The sequence below is a fragment of the Nocardia sp. X0981 genome (assembly GCF_977089955.1).
This window is the reverse complement of the sequence record NZ_OZ372435.1, coordinates 5437993-5458188: the sequence shown is the minus strand read 5'-3', so window position 1 is coordinate 5458188 and position 20196 is coordinate 5437993. Positions and strand designations below refer to the sequence as shown.

General features: G+C 69.2%; 9 protein-coding genes. 5 read left to right on the top strand and 4 right to left on the bottom strand.

Annotated elements, in window-relative coordinates; translation table 11 throughout:
- Positions 1-142 precede the first annotated feature (142 nt).
- The 3 genes from ACYR7D_RS24020 (at position 143) to ACYR7D_RS24010 (ending at position 15584) form a co-directional block, all read left to right on the top strand.
- A complete protein-coding gene (locus ACYR7D_RS24020) occupies positions 143-13696 on the top strand; it encodes an amino acid adenylation domain-containing protein (protein WP_459546791.1) in 13554 nt (4517 codons plus the stop codon).
- Complete coding sequence (locus ACYR7D_RS24015; protein WP_459546790.1) at positions 13693-14682, top strand: ATP-binding cassette domain-containing protein; 990 nt, start codon at positions 13693-13695, stop codon at positions 14680-14682. Before ACYR7D_RS24020 ends, ACYR7D_RS24015 begins: the two co-directional genes overlap by 4 nt.
- Before the next feature lie 71 nt (positions 14683-14753).
- Complete coding sequence (locus tag ACYR7D_RS24010; RefSeq protein WP_459550263.1) at positions 14754-15584, top strand: ABC transporter permease; 831 nt, start codon at positions 14754-14756, stop codon at positions 15582-15584.
- A gap of 80 nt (positions 15585-15664) precedes the next feature.
- Here the strand turns inward: ACYR7D_RS24010 and ACYR7D_RS24005 are convergent, their stop codons facing one another.
- On the bottom strand, positions 15665-16000 hold the full coding sequence (locus tag ACYR7D_RS24005; protein ID WP_449895681.1) for an RNA polymerase-binding protein RbpA: 336 nt from the start codon (positions 15998-16000) through the stop codon (positions 15665-15667).
- 424 nt (positions 16001-16424) lie between these two features.
- On the opposite strand from ACYR7D_RS24005, the gene ACYR7D_RS24000 reads away from it, so the two are divergent.
- Positions 16425-16748, top strand: a complete 324-nt coding sequence (locus ACYR7D_RS24000) for a hypothetical protein (protein WP_459546789.1) — start codon at positions 16425-16427, stop codon at positions 16746-16748.
- Here ACYR7D_RS24000 and ACYR7D_RS23995 read toward each other — a convergent pair.
- Positions 16699-17769 carry a hypothetical protein gene (locus ACYR7D_RS23995; RefSeq protein WP_459546788.1) on the bottom strand — a complete coding sequence of 357 codons (1071 nt, stop codon included), beginning with the start codon at positions 17767-17769 and terminating at the stop codon, positions 16699-16701. The two genes, ACYR7D_RS24000 and ACYR7D_RS23995, sit on opposite strands and share 50 nt — an antisense overlap.
- Before the next feature lie 106 nt (positions 17770-17875).
- Positions 17876-18610, bottom strand: coding sequence for a M23 family metallopeptidase (locus ACYR7D_RS23990; RefSeq protein WP_459546787.1), 735 nt, complete (start codon positions 18608-18610; stop codon positions 17876-17878).
- Positions 18611-18794: 184 nt separating this feature from the next.
- Between ACYR7D_RS23990 and ACYR7D_RS23985 the strand changes: the two genes are divergently transcribed.
- Positions 18795-19112: an ArsR/SmtB family transcription factor gene (locus tag ACYR7D_RS23985; protein ID WP_459546786.1), complete on the top strand. Its 318-nt coding sequence runs from the start codon at positions 18795-18797 to the stop codon at positions 19110-19112.
- A 9-nt stretch (positions 19113-19121) separates the two neighbouring features.
- Here the strand turns inward: ACYR7D_RS23985 and ACYR7D_RS23980 are convergent, their stop codons facing one another.
- On the bottom strand, positions 19122-20099 hold the full coding sequence (locus ACYR7D_RS23980; protein WP_459546785.1) for a glycosyltransferase family 9 protein: 978 nt from the start codon (positions 20097-20099) through the stop codon (positions 19122-19124).
- Between the last annotated feature and the right edge of the window lie 97 nt (positions 20100-20196).

The window sequence follows — 20196 nt, the reverse complement described above, 5'->3', positions numbered from 1 at the left end:
GGCGCGAGATAACTATTCGGTTTCGACTGCCAATCCATACAAGGCGATGCTCCGAATAAACAGTCGTGAATCACACCCCACGACCGGTCGGGGTCGGTCGCGGGCTGTTCGGGGAGTATCAAGCTGTAGAACGGAGTGATTGATGAGATCGTCGGCCACCGGGGTCGAAAGCAGTTCGTCGGCGGAAGTTTCGGCCGAACCCTTTCCACTCACGCCGGCGCAGACGGCTATGTGGTACGCGCAGCGCATACAGCCGGATATCCCCCTCGTCATCGCCCAGTACGTGGAGTTCCACGGCGATCTGGATCCGGGACTGCTGCTGTACGCGATCGAACGCTTCGGTGTGGAGACCGGTGTGGCGGCGCAGCGAATCGTGCAGATCGACGGTGTACCGCATCAGGTGCTCGATCCGGATCGCCGGCTCGGGTGGGCCCGCCTGGACCTGCGGGACGAACCCGATCCGCATGCCGCGGCGCTGCGCTGGATGAAGGAGCGCACCAGGACACCGCTCGATTTCGACCGCGATCCCCTCATCCTCAACGCCGTACTGCGCACGGGCGACCGCGACTACATCTGGTACTCCCGGGCCCACCACATCAGCGTCGACGGCTACGCCGCGTCGAACAGCCTGACCCGCACGGCGGAGATCTACAACGCCTACCGCGAGTTCCGGGAGCCGTCGGTCTCCCGCGCCACCCCACTGCGCGAGTTGTACGCGGGGGAGATGGAGTACCGGCATTCGAAGCGTTGCGCCACCGATGCCGCGTACTGGCGTGAGGTCCTCGACGGAGTGGGCGAGGTGGTGAGCCTGTCCACCGTGCCCCATACCGAAGCCGCCACGGCCGCGGACCGGCGCTGGGTCTCCGCTGCGCTCGGCGAAAACACCGAGGCCGCGGTCGCCGCGGCCGCCGCGGCCCGGGACACCTCCGAGGCGCCGCTGTTCATCGCGGCCATGGCCTGCTACGTGCGAGCCATGACCGGAGAGAACGACGTGGTGCTGAGCCTGCCCGTCTCCGCGCGCACCACGGTATCGCTGCGCCGATCGGCGGGAGTGGTCTCGAACGTGGTGCCGCTGCGCCTCCGTTTCGCACCCGATACCACCGTGGTGGATGTGGTGCGTGCGGTGGAACGGCAGATCACCGGTGCCCTGCGGCATCAGCGCTATCGGCACGACGATATCCGCCGGGACTGCGGATACGAACGCGATACCCGCGGTTTCTTCGGGCCGATGATCAACATCATGCTGTTCGTCCAGCCGGTCCGGTTCGCCGACCTCGAGGCTTCCTTTCATGTGCTGGCCACCGGCCCGGTGGAAGATCTGTCGGTCAACCTCTACAACGGCGGTAGCGGCCGGGTCCACCTCGACTTCGAGGCCAACCCGCTGCTCTACAGCGAAGAGGAAGTCGGCGCGCACCATCACCGGTTCCAGGATTTCCTGAACCGTTTCCTCACCGCCGAGACCGGCACCCCGGTGCGCGATCTGCCCGTCATCACCGCGGCCGAACAGCAACAGGTACTGCACACCTGGAACGACACCGCGGCCGAGGTGCGGTCCGGCACACTCGTCGATCGTTTCGCCGAACGGGCCGCCACCTGCCCCGACGCCATCGCCGTGGAGTTCGAGGGAGCGGCGCTGACCTACCGGGAACTCGACGCGCATTCGAACCGGCTGGCCCGTCTGCTGATCGCCGCGGGAGCCGGCCCGGAACGGGTGGTCGGCCTGTGCCTGCGCCGCGGTCTCGAACTGGTCGTGGGGATGTACGCGGTGGTCAAATCCGGTGCCGCCTATCTGCCCCTGGACCCGGAGCATCCGGTCCAGCGGCTGGAAGAGATCGTGGCCCGGGCCCGGCCGATTCTCCTGTTGACGGCCGCACGCGACGAACTCACCGCACCCGCGAACGTCCGTACCCTCGCACTCGACACTCTCGACCTGTCCGCCCTGGACCCCGCGCCCGTCACCGATACGGACCGCGGCGCATCACTGCGCGCCGACCATCTCGCCTATCTGCTCTTCACCTCCGGATCGACAGGGACCCCCAAGGGTGTGGGCGTCACCCACCGCGCGATCGTGAACCGGCTGTGCTGGATGCAGCACGAGTATCCGCTCGACCACACCGACGCGGTACTGCAGAAGACCCCGGCCACCTTCGATGTCTCGGTCTGGGAGTTCTTCTGGCCGTTGCAGACGGGCGCGCGACTGGTGGTGGCGCGGCCGGACGGACATCGCGACCCCGTCTACCTCGCCCGGATCATCCAGGAAAAGGGCGTCACCACAGCGCATTTCGTACCGTCCATGCTCTCGGTTTTCGTCACCGACGCCGAAATCGGCGGATGTGTGTCGCTGCGCAGGGTCTTCTGCAGCGGTGAAGCGCTACCGCCTGCGACGGTGCGTGATTTCCACACCGCCCTGCCGGGTCCGCGGCTGCACAACCTGTACGGACCCACCGAAGCCGCGGTCGACGTCACCTATTGGCCCTGCCCGCCGGACGCCGACGTGGTCCCGATCGGCTCACCGGTGTGGAACACCCGCACCTATGTCCTCGATGCCGCGCTGCGGCCGGTCCCGCCGGGAGCGGTGGGTGAGTTGTACCTGTCCGGTGTGCAACTGGCCCGCGGATACCTCGGACAGGCGCCGCTGACCGCCGAGCGGTTCGTCGCCGACCCGTTCACAGCGGGGGCGCGAATGTATCGCACCGGTGACCTCGCCCGCTGGCGAGTGGGCACGCGGGACACCCGGCAGGGGGTGCTGGAGTATCTGGGGCGCACCGATTTCCAGGTGAAGATCCGCGGGCTGCGGATCGAACTCGGGGAAATCGAAGCGGCCCTGCTGGCCGATGACCGCATCACCCGCGCGGTCTGTATCGCGCACAGCACTCCCACGGGCGATCAACTGGCCGCCTATGTGGTGGCCCGCGGCGATACGGAGCTCGATACCGATTCGCTCCGGACCCGCCTGGCCCGCACACTGCCCACCTATATGGTGCCCGCCACCATCACCGAGCTCGCCGAACTGCCGCTGAACAGCAACGGCAAGATCGACCGGGCCGGTCTTCCGCTTCCCGGGCCGGCCGTGGCCCGGTCCCATACGGCGCCGCGCACCGCGGTGGAAGCGGAGCTGGCGCGGATATTCGCCGAACTGCTGGGGGTCCCCGCGGTCGGAATCGACGACGGGTTCTTCGAACTGGGCGGTAATTCGCTGGTCGCGGCGCGCGCCGTGGCGCGGATCAACACCACCCTCGGTACCGCCCTGACCATTCGAGACCTGTTCGAAGCGGGCACGATCGCGGTACTGACCGAACGGTTCACCATGGAGGAGCCGGATCTGGCCTCCCCGCAGCTGACGCCGCGGCCGCGCCCGGAGCGGATTCCGCTCTCCCCGGCCCAGCAGCGGCTGTGGATCCTGAACCGGTTCGCCGAACACGCCGCCGCCTACAACATGCCGCTGGCGGTCCAGCTGGACGGCAACCTCGATATCGAGGCTCTGCGCGCGGGTCTGCTGGACGTCGTGGAGCGCCACGAGAGCCTGCGCACCACGTTCCCGGACAGTGAACACGGCCCGCACCAGCTGGTGCATCCGGTCTCCGAGGTACCGGTCGCGCTGGAGGTGATCGAGGCCGAAGGCGGCGAGGTAACCGATCTGGCGGCCGATTTCGTCTCCCGGTCGTTCGATCTGCGCACCGAATACCCCTTCCGAGTGGCCCTGTATGCCACCGAAGCCGATTGCCATGTGCTGGTTCTGGTGCTGCACCACATCTGCGGTGACGGCTGGTCGGTGGCGCCACTGGTCCGCGATCTGACCAGCGCGGTCGCGGCGCGGGCGGCGGGCCGTGCCCCCGACTGGGTTCCGCTGCCGGTGCAGTATGCCGATTTCGCGCTGTGGCAGCGGGAACTGCTGGGTGAGGAATCCGATCCGGCGAGCGCGCTGAGCCGTCAGGTGACCCACTGGCGGGCCGAACTGGCCGGCCTGCCCGAACAACTCGATCTCCCGCTGGACCGGCCGCGTCCGCCGCAGCGGTCCACCCAAGGCGGCCGGATCGCCTTCACCATCCCGGCGGAAACCCGGCGCGCTGCGGCCGAATTGGCGGCCGCGCGCGGGGCGAGCATGTTCATGGTGGTGCACGCCGCGCTGGCGACGCTGCTGTCCCGGCTGTGCGGGAGCACCGATATCGTGATCGGTACCCCCATCGCCGGCCGCTCCGACCCGGCGCTGGACGAGCTGGTCGGGATGTTCGTCAACACCCTGGTACTGCGCACCGAGGTCGATCCCGCGGCCGGTTTCACCACGATGCTCGATATCGTCCGGGAAACCGATCTGAACGCCTTCGCCAATGCCGATGTGCCGTTCGAGCGGCTGGTGGAGGTGGTGAACCCGGAACGTTCCGGGGCCCGGCACCCGCTCTTCCAGGTGATGCTGTCCTACGACAACGCCGGGGAACCCGAACTGGACCTGCCCGGCGTACACACCGAAATACTGCCGCTGAACAGCGATATCGCCAAGTTCGACCTGCAGCTCGAAGTGCACGACGACAACGCGGGTGCCGAACTGCACGCCGAAATCGGCTATGCGTGCGACGTTTTCGACGAGCGGACGGTCGCCGCGATCGCCCGCCGGTTCGTCACCGTGCTGGAGGCGGTGGTCGGCGCACCGGAGCGGCCGATCGGCGATATCGATGTCCTGGACCGCCGCGAATACGGCAACCTGGTGCCGGTGGCCGGCGGACCCGCCGAACCCCCGGTTTCGCTGGCCGAACTCCTCGGCCGCTCCGCGGTCCGCGATCCCGACGGTATCGCGGTGCGTTACCGCGGCCGGGATATCAGCTACCGGGACCTCGACGAACGAGCGAACCGGATGGCCCGGCTGCTGATCGCGCGGGGCGCCGGGCCCGAGACCGTGGTCGCCCTCGCGCTGCCGCGCGGCCTGGACGCGATCACCGCGCTCTGGGCGGTGGCCAAATCCGGCGCCGCCTACGTACCGGTCGATCCCGCCTACCCGGCGGAGCGGATAGCCCATATGCTCTCCGATTCCGGCGCACGGCTCGGGATCACCGGCCCGGATCAGTTCCCCTCGCTGCCCACCGGGACCGGTGTAGCCGGCTGGCTGGTACTCGGTACCCCCGAGGTCGAACGAGCCGTGGCCGCGGTGTCGTCCGCGCCGGTCACCGATACGGACCGGATCCGCCCGCTGCGCACCACGCATCCGGCCTACCTCGTCTACACCTCCGGATCCACCGGCACCCCGAAGGCGGTGGTGATCACCCACGCCGGGCTCGCCTCGTTCGCGGCCGAACAGTGCTATCTGTTCGGGGTCACCCCGGCATCACGCACGCTGCACTTCGCTTCGCCGAGCTTCGACGCCTCGGTACTCGAACTGCTGCTCGGCTTCGTCTCCGGGGCGACCGTGGTGATCGCACCCCCGGAGCTCTACGGCGGTAGCGAACTGGCCACCTTCCTGCGCGACGAACACATCAGCCACGCCTTCGTCACCCCGGCGGCGCTGGCCACCGTCGACCCCACCGGACTGGACCGGCTGCGTTCGGTCATGGTGGGTGGCGAGGCCTGTGCGCCGGAGCTGGTGGCGGCCTGGGCGGGCCGCTACCGCATGCACAATATGTACGGCCCGTCGGAGGCGACGGTCGCCGCCACCATCTCCGGGCCCATGCGCCCCGGGCGCCCGGTCCCGCTGGGGCACCCGGTGCGCGGAATGCGGCTGTTCCTCCTGGACTCGCGCCTGCTCCCGGTGCCGCCGGGCACTCCAGGGGAACTGTACGTGTCCGGTCCCGGGGTGGCTCGCGGATACCACGGCCGGCACGGGCTGACCGCCGCCCGCTTCCCGGCCAACCCGTACGGCCGCCGCGGGGAGCGGATGTACCGGACCGGGGATCTCGTGGTCGCCGACCGGTCCGGCCGGCTGCGGTTCCTGGGCCGCGCCGACGATCAGGTGAAACTGCGCGGTTTCCGGATCGAGCTCACGGAAATCGACCATGTGCTGCGCGCCCATCCCGGAGTGCGGTCGGCACTGACCGTGGTGCACACCGACGCGCATTCCCGGGAGCACCTGGTCTCCTATGTGGTGGCGGACCCGTCCCTGGACACGACCGCCGTCCGGGCGGCCGTGCGCCGGCGACTGCCCGGTTATATGGTCCCCGACGCGGTCACCGTGCTGGCGGAGTTCCCGACGACCCCCTCCGGCAAGCTCGACCGCAAGGCGCTTCCCGCGCCGGTGTTCTTCGGCGCGCACGCCACCTCCCGGGCGCCCGAGACCGATACCGAACATGCCCTCGCGCAGATGTTCTCCGAAGTACTGGGCCGTGAGGTCACCGGTGCCGAGGACGGGTTCTTCGACCAGGGCGGTAACTCGCTGCTGGCCACCCGGCTGGTGGCCCTGCTGCACGAACGGTTCGGTGTGGACCTGCCGGTGCGTACCGTATTCGAGGCGCCGACCGTGGCCGCGCTGGCCGAACACGTGGTGCGCACCCCGGTTACGGCCCGGCTGCCGCTCACGGCGTACGACCCACGCCCCGAACGGATTCCGCTGGCGCTGCCCCAGCAACGGTTGTGGTTCCTGAACCGGTTCGCGCCGGAGTCCAGCGCCTACAACATCGCGTTCGTTCTCGATATCGAAGGCCGGCTGAATATGCCCGCGCTGCGGGCGGCGCTGGGCGATATCGTCGAACGGCACGAGGTGCTGCGCACTGTCTTCCCCGACGACGGTCACGGCGCCCAGCAGCGGATCCTGCCGACGGTCTGGGCGCTGCCCGCGCTGGATCTCACCGAAACCGATCCGGCCGGTGCCGCCGAGGCATTGCACCGGGTGGCCACCACCGGATTCGATCTCACCGTGGGTACCCCGCTGCGGGCGGTACTGCTGCGGGTGGCGGACAACCGGTACCGGCTCGGCGTGGTGGTACACCATATCGCCGCCGACGGGTGGTCGATGGCACCGCTCACCCGGGATCTGGTCCTCGCCTACCGGGCCCGGTGCGAAGGGACCGATCCGGAATGGGCGCCGCTGAGCGTGCAGTACGCCGATTTCGGTCTGTGGCATCGCGAATACCTGGGCGCCGACAACGATTCCGGCAGTCTCGCGGCCCGGCAGCTCGGCTACTGGCGCGAGCAGCTCGCCGGACTGCCCGAGGAACTGCCGTTGCCCTACGACCGGCCCCGCCCCGCCGAACCCGAACAGACCGCCGGGATCGTGCGCTGCGATATCCCGGAGCGGACGCGCCGGGCCTTGGCCGAGCTGGCCCGGGAGCAGGGCGTCAGCCCGTTCATGCTGCTGCGTTCGGCGCTCGCGGTGCTCCTGCGATCGGTGACCGGAGGCCGGGATATCGCCATCGGCACCCCGGTCGCCGGGCGTACCGACCGCCGGCTCGAGGATCTGGTCGGCATGTTCGTCAACACGCTGGTGCTGCGTTCGGATGTGGACCCCGCCCGCGCGTTCACCGAGCTGCTGCGCGCCGATCGGGACACCGAGCTCGGCGCCCTCGCGCACGCGGATATCCCGTTCGAACAGGTCGTCACCGCATTGGGGCACGATCCGCGCGCCGGTGCCCGCCATCCCCTGTTCCAGGTGGCGCTCACCGTCCGCGATGTCCCGGCGCCGGAGCTGGAGCTGCCCGGGCTCTCGGTGCGGGCATCGGCCCTCGATATCGCGCGCGCCAAATTCGATCTGGAACTGCGCGCCGGCGATCTCTCCACGGGCGAGCTGGAATTCGTCTACGCCGACGAACTGTTCGACGCGGCGACGGTGGAGGTGCTGGCCCATCGGTTCCTGCGCGTACTCGCCGCGATCGCGGCGGATCCGGCGGTGCCGGTAGGCGATATCGATACCCGCACCGACGCCGAACGTGCCGCCCTGGCCCCGGCCCGGGGGCCGGTTCCCGGTATCCCGCGAACCCTGCCCGCGCTCTTCGGCGCCGCGGCGCTCGCCCACGGCCCCCGCCCGGCGCTGTACGCCGGCGATACCGTGCTCACCTACGCCGAACTCGACCGCCGCGCCAATCGACTGGCGCGGGCGTTGATCCGGCGGGGACTGGGCACGGGGGACAAGGTCGCCCTCGGTCTCACCCGCTCCCCCGATTCGGTGACCGCCGCGCTCGCCATCGCCAAATCCGGAGCCGCCTTCGTCCCGGTGGATCCGAACTATCCGGTCGAACGGATCCGGCATATGCTCGCCGACTCCGGATGCGCTGCCGGGATCAGCCGGACCGGCCATGCCGACCGGTTGCGCGCCGCCGGCGGTGCCGATATCGACTGGCTGCTGCTCGACACCCCCGCCGGGCGCCGCGAAATCGACGGCTGTGCGGGCGATCCGGTCACCGATACCGACCGGATCCGCCCGGTGCGGGTCGCCGATCCCGCTTATGTGATCTACACCTCCGGTTCCACCGGAAAACCCAAAGGAGTGATCGCCACCCACGGTTCGCTCGCCGATCTCGCCGACGAATTCCGGGACCGGCTGGCCGTGACCCCGGTCGCGCGCGTTCTGCACTTCTCGTCGCCGAGTTTCGACGCGGCCGTGCTCGAACTGCTGTTCGCGGTGGGCGCGGGCGCGGCCATGGTGCTCGTCCCGCCGGACGTCTACGGCGGCGACGAACTGGCCGAACTCATGACCGACGCCGCGGTCACGCACGCCTTCATCACCCCCGCCGCGCTCGCGACCATCGATCACATGCGGTGGCCGCTGCCCCGGCTGCGCGGGCTCATGGTCGGTGGGGAACGCGTCGGTACGGAAGTGGTGGCGCGCTGGGCGCCGGGCCGGCGGATGTTCAATGTGTACGGCCCCACCGAAACCACCGTGGTGGTATCGGTGACCCCGGTGACGGCGGACCATCCCGCCACCATGGGCGATCTCATCCGCGGTAGCCGCGCGCTGGTCCTGGACGAACGACTGCGACCGGTGCCCACCGGTGTTCCGGGCGAGCTCTACCTGGGCGGTCCCGGCCTGGCCCGCGGCTACCACGAGCGAGCCGCGCTCACCGCGGCCCGGTTCGTGGCAGATCCCTGCGGTCCGGCGGGCACCCGGATGTACCGCACCGGCGATATCGTCCGCTGGACCCGCGACGGTGATCTGCGATATCTGGGGCGCAGTGACAACCAGGTGAAGGTGCGTGGTTTCCGTATCGAACTCGGCGAGATCACCGGGGTACTCACCGCGCATCCGGCGGTTCGTTTCGCCCATATCGAGGTCCGCGCGCTCGGCGGGGTGGACCGGCTGGTCGCCTATGTCCAGCCGGCCGACCCGGCCCGCGCGCCCGAACCGGAGGAGCTGCGTGACCATATGGCGCAGCGGCTGCCCCGGCATATGGTCCCGGCGGCGTTCGCCCTGCTGGACGAGATCCCGCTGACCCCGGTCGGCAAATTGGATGTCGGCGCCCTGCCGGAACCGCGGGCGCTGCCCACGGCCGGGGCCGGTCGCGCTCCGGAAACGGCCGGGGAACGCCTGGTCGCCGCGATCATGGGTGAGCTGCTCGGCGTCGCGATAGCGCATGTGGACGAGAGTTTCTTCGACCTCGGCGGGAACTCACTGCTGGCCACCCAGCTGGTGGGCCGGCTGAGCGCGGCCACTGGCGTACGCCTGGCGGTGCGTACGGTCTTCGGCGCCCCGACAGTGGCCGAACTCGCCGCTCGGCTCGACGGCGAGAATCCCGGCGCCGCCGGGGGACCGGCGCTGGTGCGCCGGGAACGACCGGAACGAGTACCGCTCTCGCCCGCCCAGCAGCGCCTGTGGTTCCTGGAACGTTTCGGCGGGTCCGGCGCGTCCGGGGGCGCCTACAACATCCCGGTGGTGCTGCGCTTGCGCGGGCCGCTGGATCGCGTCGCGCTGGTCACCGCGCTGCACCGGGTGCAGGAACAGCACGAAACGCTGCGGACGGTGTTCCGGGAGGTCGGCGGTACGCCCACCCAGGTGGTGCTCGATATCGCCCGCGCCGCGGTCACCCTGCACACACCGCAGGCCGGGCCGGAGGAGTACGAGGCCGCGATCGAGCGGTTCATCGCGCCGGGGTTCGACCTGGCCACCGATATCCCCCTTCGGGCGGCGCTGTTCACGGTGGCCCCGGACGAGCACATCCTGGTACTGGTGGTGCATCACATCGCGATGGACGGCTGGTCGCTGCAACCGCTGGCCGCCGATGTGGCCGCCGCCTATCGCGCGGTACGCCTCGGCGCCGGTCCGCAACCGGATACCGACCGGCTGCAGTACATCGATTACACGCTGTGGCAGCGCGAGTTGCTCGGCGACGAGGACGATCCCCACTCACTGATCCGTACCCAGCTCGACTACTGGCGCGAGGCCCTCGCGGGCCTGCCCGAGTTGCTGACGGTTCCGGCGGACCGTCCGCGGCCGGCGGTCCCGTCCTACCGCGGCGGTACGGTCGAGACACGGCTCGACGCCCGCGTGCACCGGGAGCTGCGGGAACTGGCGGCACGCCACGATGTCAGCCTCTTCATGGTGCTGCACGCCGCCCTGGCGGTACTGCTGCATCGGCTGAGCGGGGCCGGGGATATCGCTGTCGGCAGCCCGGTGGCGGGCCGCGGCCGGCCCGAACTGGACCGCATGATCGGCATGTTCGTCAATACGCTGGTCCTGCGGACCCGGGTCGAACCCGGTGAGCGGTTCACCGATCTGCTGGAGACCGTGCGCGATACCGATCTCGACGCGTTCGGTCACGCCGAACTGCCTTTCGAACGGCTGGTGGAGGTGTTGAACCCGGCCCGATCCCAGGCCCACCACCCGCTGTTCCAGGTGATGTTGTCGGTCCGCGACGAACCCGTGCGGGCCCTGGAACTTCCGGGCCTGAGCATCGAGGTGATGGATACCGATGCCGGTATCGCGAAATTCGATCTTCAGTTCACGCTCACCGAATGCCGTACCGGCGGCCGGGCGCCGGACGGGATCACCGTGGCGGTGAACTACAGCTCGGACCTGTTCGACGCGCCGACCGCGGCCCGGCTCGGCCGGCGGTTCGTCCGCCTGCTCGGCGCGATCGCGGCCGATCCGAGCGTGCCGGTCGGCGATCTGGAACTGCTGGAACCCGAAGAATGGTCGGCGCTGGCCCCGGTGCGCCGGGCCGATCCGGACCATCCGGCCACTCTGCCCGAGGTATTCGCCGCCGCGGTGGCCGTCGATCGGCGGGCCGTCGCGCTGGCCGCGGCGGGCACCGAAATCACCTACGATGCGCTCGACCGCTGGAGCAACCGGCTGGCCCGGGTTCTCATCGGCTCCGGTGTCGGCCCGGAAACATTGGTGGCATTGGGTATTCCGCGGACCGTCGAATCCGTGGCGACCGTCCTGGCGGTCACCAAGACGGGCGCGGCGTTCGTTCCGGTGGATCCCGGTTACCCCGCGGCGCGGATCAGCCATATGCTCTCCGACTCCGCCGCGTCGCTGGGTGTCACACTCGCCGAATACCGCGACCACCTGCCGGGCGAGGTCCGCTGGCTGGCTCTCGACGACGAGGCCGTCCGCGCGCAGGTGCTGCGGGCGTCCAGTGCGCCGGTCACCGACGCGGACCGGATCGCGCCGCTGCGCATGGACAACCCCGCCTACGTCGTCTACACCTCCGGGTCCACCGGCACACCCAAGGGCGTGGTCGTCACCCATCGCGGACTCTCCAACTTCGCGGCGGAGACGGCGCAGCGTTTCGAGGTGCGGCCGGACAGCCGCGTTCTGCATTTCGCCACCCCCAGTTTCGATGCCGCCATGCTGGACCTGCTGTTCGCGCTCGGCGGCGCCGCGACCCTGGTGCTGACCCCGCCCGGCGTGGTGGGCGGCGCGGATCTGGCCCGCGTGCTGATCGCCGAGCGGATCACCCACGCCTTCATCACCACGGCGGCGCTGGCCACCGTGGACCCGGCGGGGATCACCGATTTCCAGCATGTGCTGGTCGGCGGCGAGGCGCTCCCGGCGGAGGTGGTGGCCCGCTGGGCGCCGGGCCGGAAACTGCACAATGTCTATGGGCCCACGGAGACCACCATCGTCACCGTCATCTCGCCACCGCTGGTGCCGGGCGGGCCGATTCCGATCGGTGAACCCATTCGCGGTGTCGCCGCCATGGTGCTCGACGCGCGGCTGCGGCCGGCGCCGCTGGGGGTCACCGGTGAGCTCTATCTGGCCGGTGGCGCGCTGGCGCGGGGCTATCACGATCGTTGCGCACTCACCGCCCAGCGTTTCGTGGCCAATCCCTTCGGCAAGCCGGGGGAGCGGATGTACCGCACCGGCGACCTGGTGCGTCTCCGTACCGGTGCGGACGGCGGACCCGGTGATATCGAATACGTCGGCCGAACCGATCATCAGGTGAAGATCCGCGGTTTCCGGATCGAACCAGGTGAGATCGACGCCGCACTGGGCCGGCATCCGGCCGTGGAGTTCTCCCACACCCTCGGTCATCGCACCGCCGCCGGGGCCACCGCCCTGGTGTCGTATGTGAAGGCCGGTCCGGGGACCACCACCGCCGAGCTCACCGCTCACGTGTCCGAACTGGTGCCCAATTACATGGTGCCGCAGGCGATCATGCTGATCGACCGGTTGCCGCTCACCCCCGTGGGCAAACTGGACCGCGCGGCCCTGCCCGAGCCGGTGTTCAGCACGGCCGAGGGATACCGGGCGCCCGCCACCGTAGCCGAAGCCGCCCTGTGCGAGATCTTCGCGGAGGTCCTCGGCCTGGAGCGGGTCGGCGCCGACGACGGGTTCTTCGAACTCGGGGGTAACTCGCTGCTGGCCACGAAGGTCGTCGCCGGGGCCCGGGAAGCCGGTTTCGATCTGCCGATGCAGTTGCTGTTCGGCGAATCCACTCCGGCGGCCCTGGCGGCACGCCTCGGTGACGGCACCACCGCCGACGCCATGAGCCTGGCGTTGGCGCCCCTGCTGCCGCTGCGCCCGGATACCGGTTCCGGCCGCGCGCCGCTGTTCTGTGTGCATCCGGCGATCGGGCTGTCCTGGTGTTACGCCGGGCTGCTCGCCGAACTGCCGGTCGATCAGCCGGTCTACGGTCTGCAGGCGCCCCAGGCGAACGGGGAGCCGGGCTTCGGATCCATCACCGAAGCCACCGAGCACTACATAGGGCATATCCGGACCGTGCAGCCACGCGGCCCCTACCATCTGCTCGGCTGGTCTCTCGGCGGTTTGATCGCCCACGAGATGGCAGTCCGGTTGCAGGCGGCCGGAGAGGAGGTCGCGCTGTTGAGCCTGCTGGACAGTTACCGGCTCTCCGATGATCTGGCCGCCGAAGCCGTTCCCGGACTCGGCGAGATCCTCGGTGAATTCGGCGGCGAACTCGGCGGCGACGGTGCCGAACCCACCCTCGCCGAAGCCGCGGAGCTCCTGCGATCCCGGCCGGGGCCGTTCGCGGCACTCACCGCGGAACATCTGGAACGGCTGTACGCCGGCTACGCCGACGGCCACGCCCAAGCCCATGGATTCCGTCCCGGTGTGTTCGACGGTGACCTCCTGTTCTTCGCCGCCGCCGCCGACCCGGTGAACCGCGCGGCCGACGACCGCACCCCCGAGGCCTGGCGGGATTTCGTCACCGGCACGGTGCGCGCCCACGAGGTGGCGTGTACCCACGCCGAGATGACGACCGTGGAATCGCTGGCCGTGATCGGGCCCGTACTCCGGAAACACCTCGATGACCCGCGATGCGGTGCGGCATCGGAAATTCAGCTCGCTATCGATACAAAGGAGACAGCTCAGTGAAGCCCGCGGTGCGAATCACCGGCCTGGTGAAGAACTACGGCCGAATCCGGGTGTTGGACGAGGTGGACCTCGAAATTCCCGCCGGCACAGTGATGGGTCTACTCGGGCCCAACGGCGCCGGTAAGACCACCATCGTCCGGATCGTCACCACCCTGCTGCGGCCCCAGGCCGGATCCGTGCACGTCGCGGGAGTCGATGTCCTCCACGATCCGGCCGCGGCCCGCCGGCTCATCGGACTGTCCGGGCAGTACGCGGCGGTGGACGCCAATCTGACGGGGTATGAGAACCTGCGCATGGTCGCGCGGCTCTACGGTATGTCGCGTGAGCAGGCCGCGGCCCGGGCCCGGGAACTCCTCGGTGAATTCGGGCTGGAGGAGGCGGCGGACCGCCGGGCCGGGACCTATTCCGGCGGAATGACCCGGCGGCTGGACCTGGCCGGCGCGCTGGTCGCCCGCCCACCGGTGGTGGTGCTCGACGAACCGACCACCGGGCTGGACCCACGGGCCCGTAACGATATGTGGCGGGTCATCGGGGAACTCGTGAGTGACGGCACCACCGTCCTGCTCACCACTCAGTATCTGGAGGAAGCGGATCGGCTGGCCGACCAGATCACGGTGCTCGACAAGGGCCGGGTCATCGCCCGCGGTTCGGCCGACGAACTCAAATCCTCCATCGGCGGGGAACGTCTCACCATCACCTTGGAACCCGGACAGGATCCGGCGCCCGCACAGCGCATTCTCGCGGATATCGGTCTCGGCGAACCCGCGTACGAATCCGGTGTCGACGAGGTCTCGGTGGTGATCGGTGGCGGTTCCCGCACGATGGTCGAAGCGCTGCGCCGGCTCGACGACGCAGACGTGCATGCCGTCGACGCCCGGGTGCACCGCCCCAGCCTCGACGACGTTTTCCTGTCCCTCACCGGCACCCCGGCGCAGCCGGAAACCGAGCCGGAAACCAGCGATGTACCCGAGGAGATCATGTCGTGAGCACCGCAGAAGTCGCGGTCGAAGAAGCCGAAACCACCACTGGGGCCGAGGCGGAGTCGGAGCAGGATCATATGCCCGCCTCGCACCGGATCCCGAAAGCGGCCCGGCCCCGGCTACGTATTCTCCGGGACAGCGCGATCGTGGCGCACCGCAATCTGCTCACCATCATGCGGGTGCCGACGCTGCTGGTCACCGCCACGATCCAGCCGCTGATGTTCGTCTTTCTGTTCGCCTATGTTTTCGGCGCCTCCCTCGGTGGCGGGGAATACCGGGAGTTCCTCATCGCCGGGATCATGGCGCAGACAGTAGCCTTCAGCGCCGCGTTCACCACTGTCGGATTGGCCGGTGACCTGGAAAAAGGCATTATCGATCGAATGCGGGCGCTGCCCATGTCGCGGCTGGCGGTGCTGATGGGGCGCACGCTCTCCGATCTCGTGGTGAGTGTGGTGAGCCTGCTGGTGATGACCGCGTGCGGGTATATCGTCGGCTGGCGGATCGAGGGCAGTGTGGCCGCCGCCGCACTCGCCTACGGGGTGATCCTGCTCTTTGCGTTCGCCATGTCGTGGGTGGGTGCGCTCACCGGCCTGCTCGCCCCCAATGTCGAGGTCGCCCAGAGTGCCGGATTGATCTGGCTGTTCCCGCTGTCGTTCATTTCCTCGGCATTCATCTCCGGCGAATCGCTGCCCGGCCCGCTGGCCACTATCGCCGAATGGAATCCGATCACCGCTGTCGCCGCGACGGGCCGGAAACTGTTCGACAACAGCGCGCCGCCGACGTTCGTCCCGGCGAGCGGCTGGGCCGCCGATCACTGCGTCGAATACGCGGTCATCTGTTCGGTGGTCATCCTGCTGATCGCCATGCCGCTGGCGCTGCTGCAGTACCGCCGGGTGGCCAGCCACTGAAACCGGACCACGAGAAAGGCCGTGCCCGCCGGAAGATCCGGCGGGCACGGCCTTTTCCGAGTCCGCGATGGTGCGGGTACTCAGCCCCGGCGACGGGTCTTGAGCAGCTCCAGACGTTCCTTGAGCAATTCCTCGAGTTCTTCCTTGCTCCGTCGCTCCAGCAGCATGTCCCAGTGCGTGCGGGGCGGCTTCACCTTCTTCGCTTCCTGAGTGGTGCCCTCGATCAGCACGCCTTCCTGGCCGTTGCGGCACAGCCAGGTGGGCGGGATCTCGGCATCGTCGGCGAACGGGACGTCGAACTCTTCACCATTGTCGGTCCGGTACCGGGCGATCCGGCGGGGAGCCAGATCATGGTCGCGGTCGGTTTCGTAGCTCACCGCTCCGAGCCGGCTGCCCCGGAGTACGCGATCTGCCATCTGTACAGGTCCTCTCTGTGTTATCGGCGCGTTGCCGCGCGCTGTTCGCGGTTCCCGGCCACTCGGTCGGCGGAGCACCGAGCGGAGCACACCTGCGGGCGTATCCGCTGCGGGGCACCGCAACCCGAGCCGGGGGCGAACCAGTGGGTTGACCCCTGTGGTTTGCTATCGCGACCTCGTGGGTCGCGTTTCGCCGGCCGTTGCCATCCGCCGACCGTTCGGATCATGTGCGCGGACCGTTCGCTGTGACACGAATTGCGAATTCGTGCCGGGTTCCCGGCCGTGCACTCTGTTTTGTCAACGTTCGCGAGGGGCGATCCGTTCCCGGTTGGGAAGAGCCCTTCTATTGTACGAGCTTCCGCGCGGTGCCTTGCGCGGTGTGCGATGTGTGCTGGGGGCACTGTTCCTATTAAGGTGTCGGGTCATGTCGCGCCGGTTGCAGTCCTGCCTGTGGTGTGGTCGGGAAATAGTGGATTCGGAATCGGGGCGTCGGCGCCGATATTGCCGTCAATCCTGTCGTCAGCGCGCCTACGAACACCGCAACAATGTGAAGGGCACTGGAATCCCCGCCGATTCGGTGGTGCTCAGCGCTGCCGAGGCCGCGGCGCTGGCCGACCGTTGGTTCGCCGCCCGCTGCGCGGCCGAGGACGTGGCCACCGCCATCGACGAGGGCGCCGATACCGCCGAACTCGCGCGACTCAGCGCGGTCCTGGTCCAACTGGCCAGGGACGCGGAACGGTTGCGGTGAGCCGGGCCGGCGGCGCGGCGGTGAGTGCCGCGGCCAGGCCGGCGGCGACGAGCACACCCAGTACGAGGAGCGCGAGCAGGGTTGCGCTGTCCGGGTGTACGAGCGACTGGCCGCGCATCGCCTGCCAGAACGTGATCGCCAGCAAGCCGCCCCAGGCGAGTGCGACGACCCCCACCAGCCTGCTCCGGATTTCCGCGGAGCGCAGCCGGGGACGGCGCCGGGCGCACCAGGCCGTCAGCAAGGCCGTCGCCAGTAGTACGTGGATACCGTGCAATCCGAGGAAATGGGGGATGCGCAGATCGCCGCCCAGAGTGCTCCAGTGGGTGACGGGCATACCGGCCACCGCGTCCGGCGCACCGACGGCCGCCCGGGTACCGGCATCGACGACGGTGTGACCGGCCGCCAGTTCCACCAGGCGGCCGTCGGCGGTGCGGGCGAGCTGGGTGCCGGTGAATCCCATCAGATATCCGAGCGCCATCCCGGTCACCGCGAGCGCGAGCCCGCCCCGGATCGCCCGGAGCAGCGGACGGTCGGCGCGCAGACGTATCGAAACGATTACGGCGATCAGTAGATTCGCGACGAAGAGTCCGGGTACACCGGAGGCGAACACGATCTGCCCTATTTCGTTGACCGTATCGGTCTCGGTATTGAAATGGCTGAAGGTGCCGCGGGCGGCCTGCACCACGATGAAACCCACATCGACGAAACCGGTGACGGCGAACACCACACCGAGCCACCAGGTGACGCGCCGCCCCGTATGGGGTAGTGAGAGCAGCCAGGCGAGGGTGAGCGAGTACAGGAAGAATGCGAGCCCGAATTTCACCGGCTTGAGCCAGACCGATTCGCCGAGCACCCTCCGCTCGTCGAAAATCATGGCGACCAGGCCGAAAAACACCAGACCGGCCATCGCCGCGGAACTGAGCAGCAATGGCCGGTGCAGGCGTCCGATCACCCGACGAAGATCGGAGTTCGTGGGGCGGCCGGGGTATTCCGGCGCGCCGGGAAGGGATATGGCGTACATGGGCCGACGGTAGGAACCGGAACCCGGCCGTCGCGTCCCGCTGCGGGACGGGATGCGGCCGGTACTCCGGTACCGCCGGCCCGTTCGGGATGAGCCGGCGGTGGTATCAGCCGGCGAAGTTGTTGACGTCGAGGCCGCGGGCGGCCAGCCAGGGCTGCGGGTCGATCGGGCCGACGCCGGGCTGGTGGACCTCGTAGTGCAGATGCGGTCCGGTGGACTGGCCGCGGTTGCCGACGGTGGCGATCACGTCACCGGCGAGGACCTGCTGGCCCACCTGAACGAGAATGTCCTGCATATGGCCGTAGACGCCGACGGTGCCGTCATCCTGCTGGACGCGTACCCACAGGCCGAAGCCGCTGGCCGGGCCGGCCTCGATCACGACGCCGTCGGTGACCGAATGGATCGGTGCGCCCATATTGCCGGCGAAATCGATACCGTTGTGGGAGGTACCCCAGCGTGCGCCGTAGCCGGAGGTGAGAACGCCGTTGACCGGTCGGACGGTGGTCGCCCGGGGCGGTTCGGGAGCCGGGAAGGACACGGGAGTGGGCTGGTGGTCGGCCGCTTCCTGGTGCGGCGCCCAGGCTGCCGGATCCTGAGGCGCGGCCTGCTGCGCGGCGGGTTGCATCTCGGCGGGCAGGTCTGCGACGGGAACCGGCGCCTGGGCAACCTCGGTGGCGGCCACCGTGGTGATCTGTTCGTTATCGGAGCCGGCACCGGCGGCGAAGAGGCCGAAACCGGCGCACAGCGCGGTCGAGGTGGCGACTAACTGCGTCGTCAGGCGACGACGGCCGGTCGACGGCACCGTGAACTTGCGGAAAGGTAACGGAAGGGTCACGGGCATGACTACAAGCTAGGGGACTGTCATGCCTGTTCAGCAATCATGTGGTTACTGTCACTCGGCCGCATAAGCCCAGGTCGCGTATTACCGAACGGTAACGAAACCGGGGATATGTCCCGCCTAGCTGCACAAATGAGACATTTGATCTTATTTGACCGTGCGCATTCCGGTCAGTGAGACTGATTCAGTGGTCGCTAACAGAGCTGCGCCGCTGATCGCCCTGGCCGACCCCACTCGGCGGGCGATTTTCGAAGCTCTGCCCGCCGGCCCGAAATCGGTCGGGGAACTGGCCGCGCAGATCGGGATCAGCAGTTCGGCGGTATCCCAGCACCTGCGGGTGCTGCGCGAGGCGCGGCTGGTGATGGTGCGGCCCTCCGGTAACCGGCGGCTGTATTCCCTGGATCCGCGGGGATTGGGCGATGCCCGTGACTACCTGGAACAGTTCTGGCCGAGCGCGCTGGCCGCCTACGCCGCGGCGCTCGGCGAGGCCCGCGGCCGGGGCTGAGGCGGACGGTCAGCCCACCCTGCGGTATGCCGCGCTGGTCACGCCGGCTTCACTGCGCCGCTTCTCCAGCTGCCGGTCCACGGCGGCGATCACCTCGGACGCCTCGATCTGCAACAGGCCGGGGTCGGTGGTGTGCGCGTCCCGGTCGCCGCTGCGCCCCGCCCACAGAACTTCGTGACGGTTGCGCAGGTGCTGCGGCGGCCCGCTCTGTTCCGGGGAAGTGGGTCCGAACAGCTGCACGGTCCGGGTGCCGAACGCGGTCGCGAGATGGGCCACGCCGGTATCCCCGCACAGCACCACCGACGCTTCGGCCACGGTGGCCGACAACTCGATGAGGTTCTGTTCCCCGGCCAGCACGCGGTGACGGGGCAATCCGGCCCGGGCCGCGATCTCCAGCGCATTGTCCCGGTCGTACTCGTCGCCGGTCAGCACCACCTCGTGCCCGAGCACGAGCAGATGCCGGATCACCGCGGCGAACCGCTCGGCGGGCCAGCGTCGTGCGGCCGCACCGGCGCCGACGTGGACCACCATGCAGTCGCGCCGGCTGGTGGTGGCCACCGGCGGCACCAGGCCCAGGTTGCGCCGGTCGGCGCCGATACCGTCGGATTCGAGCAAGTGGCACCAGCGGTCGATGGGGTGCCGGTCGGCCTGCCACTCCGGTCCGGGGATCTCCGGGAAAGCGGGATCGCGGTAGCTGAGAATACGTTCGGCCCGGGTCTTGATGAGCTCCATGATCGGCGGTGCGCCGGCCCCGTGCAGATTCACCGCGAGCTTCGGCGGCGGGCCGTCCCAGCGCAATCCCTGCGGGCCGGAGATGGGCACCATCTCGTCCACCGAGGCGATCACGTCCACGATCGGGCGCAACCGGGCGGAAGTGGCCAGTACGAGGTGATCGTTGCGGCGGGCCCGGCGCAGCGCACGCAATGCCGGAACAGCGGTGAGCAGATCACCGAGACCGCGTGCCTGAAGCACGAGAACTACCGACACCCGACTCTCCTAGCCGCCCGTTGCTCGCTCATCCCGCCCCCTCCCGGACCGCCCTGATGAGGACAGCGCACGACGAGAGCACTCCCTCGGAGGACTA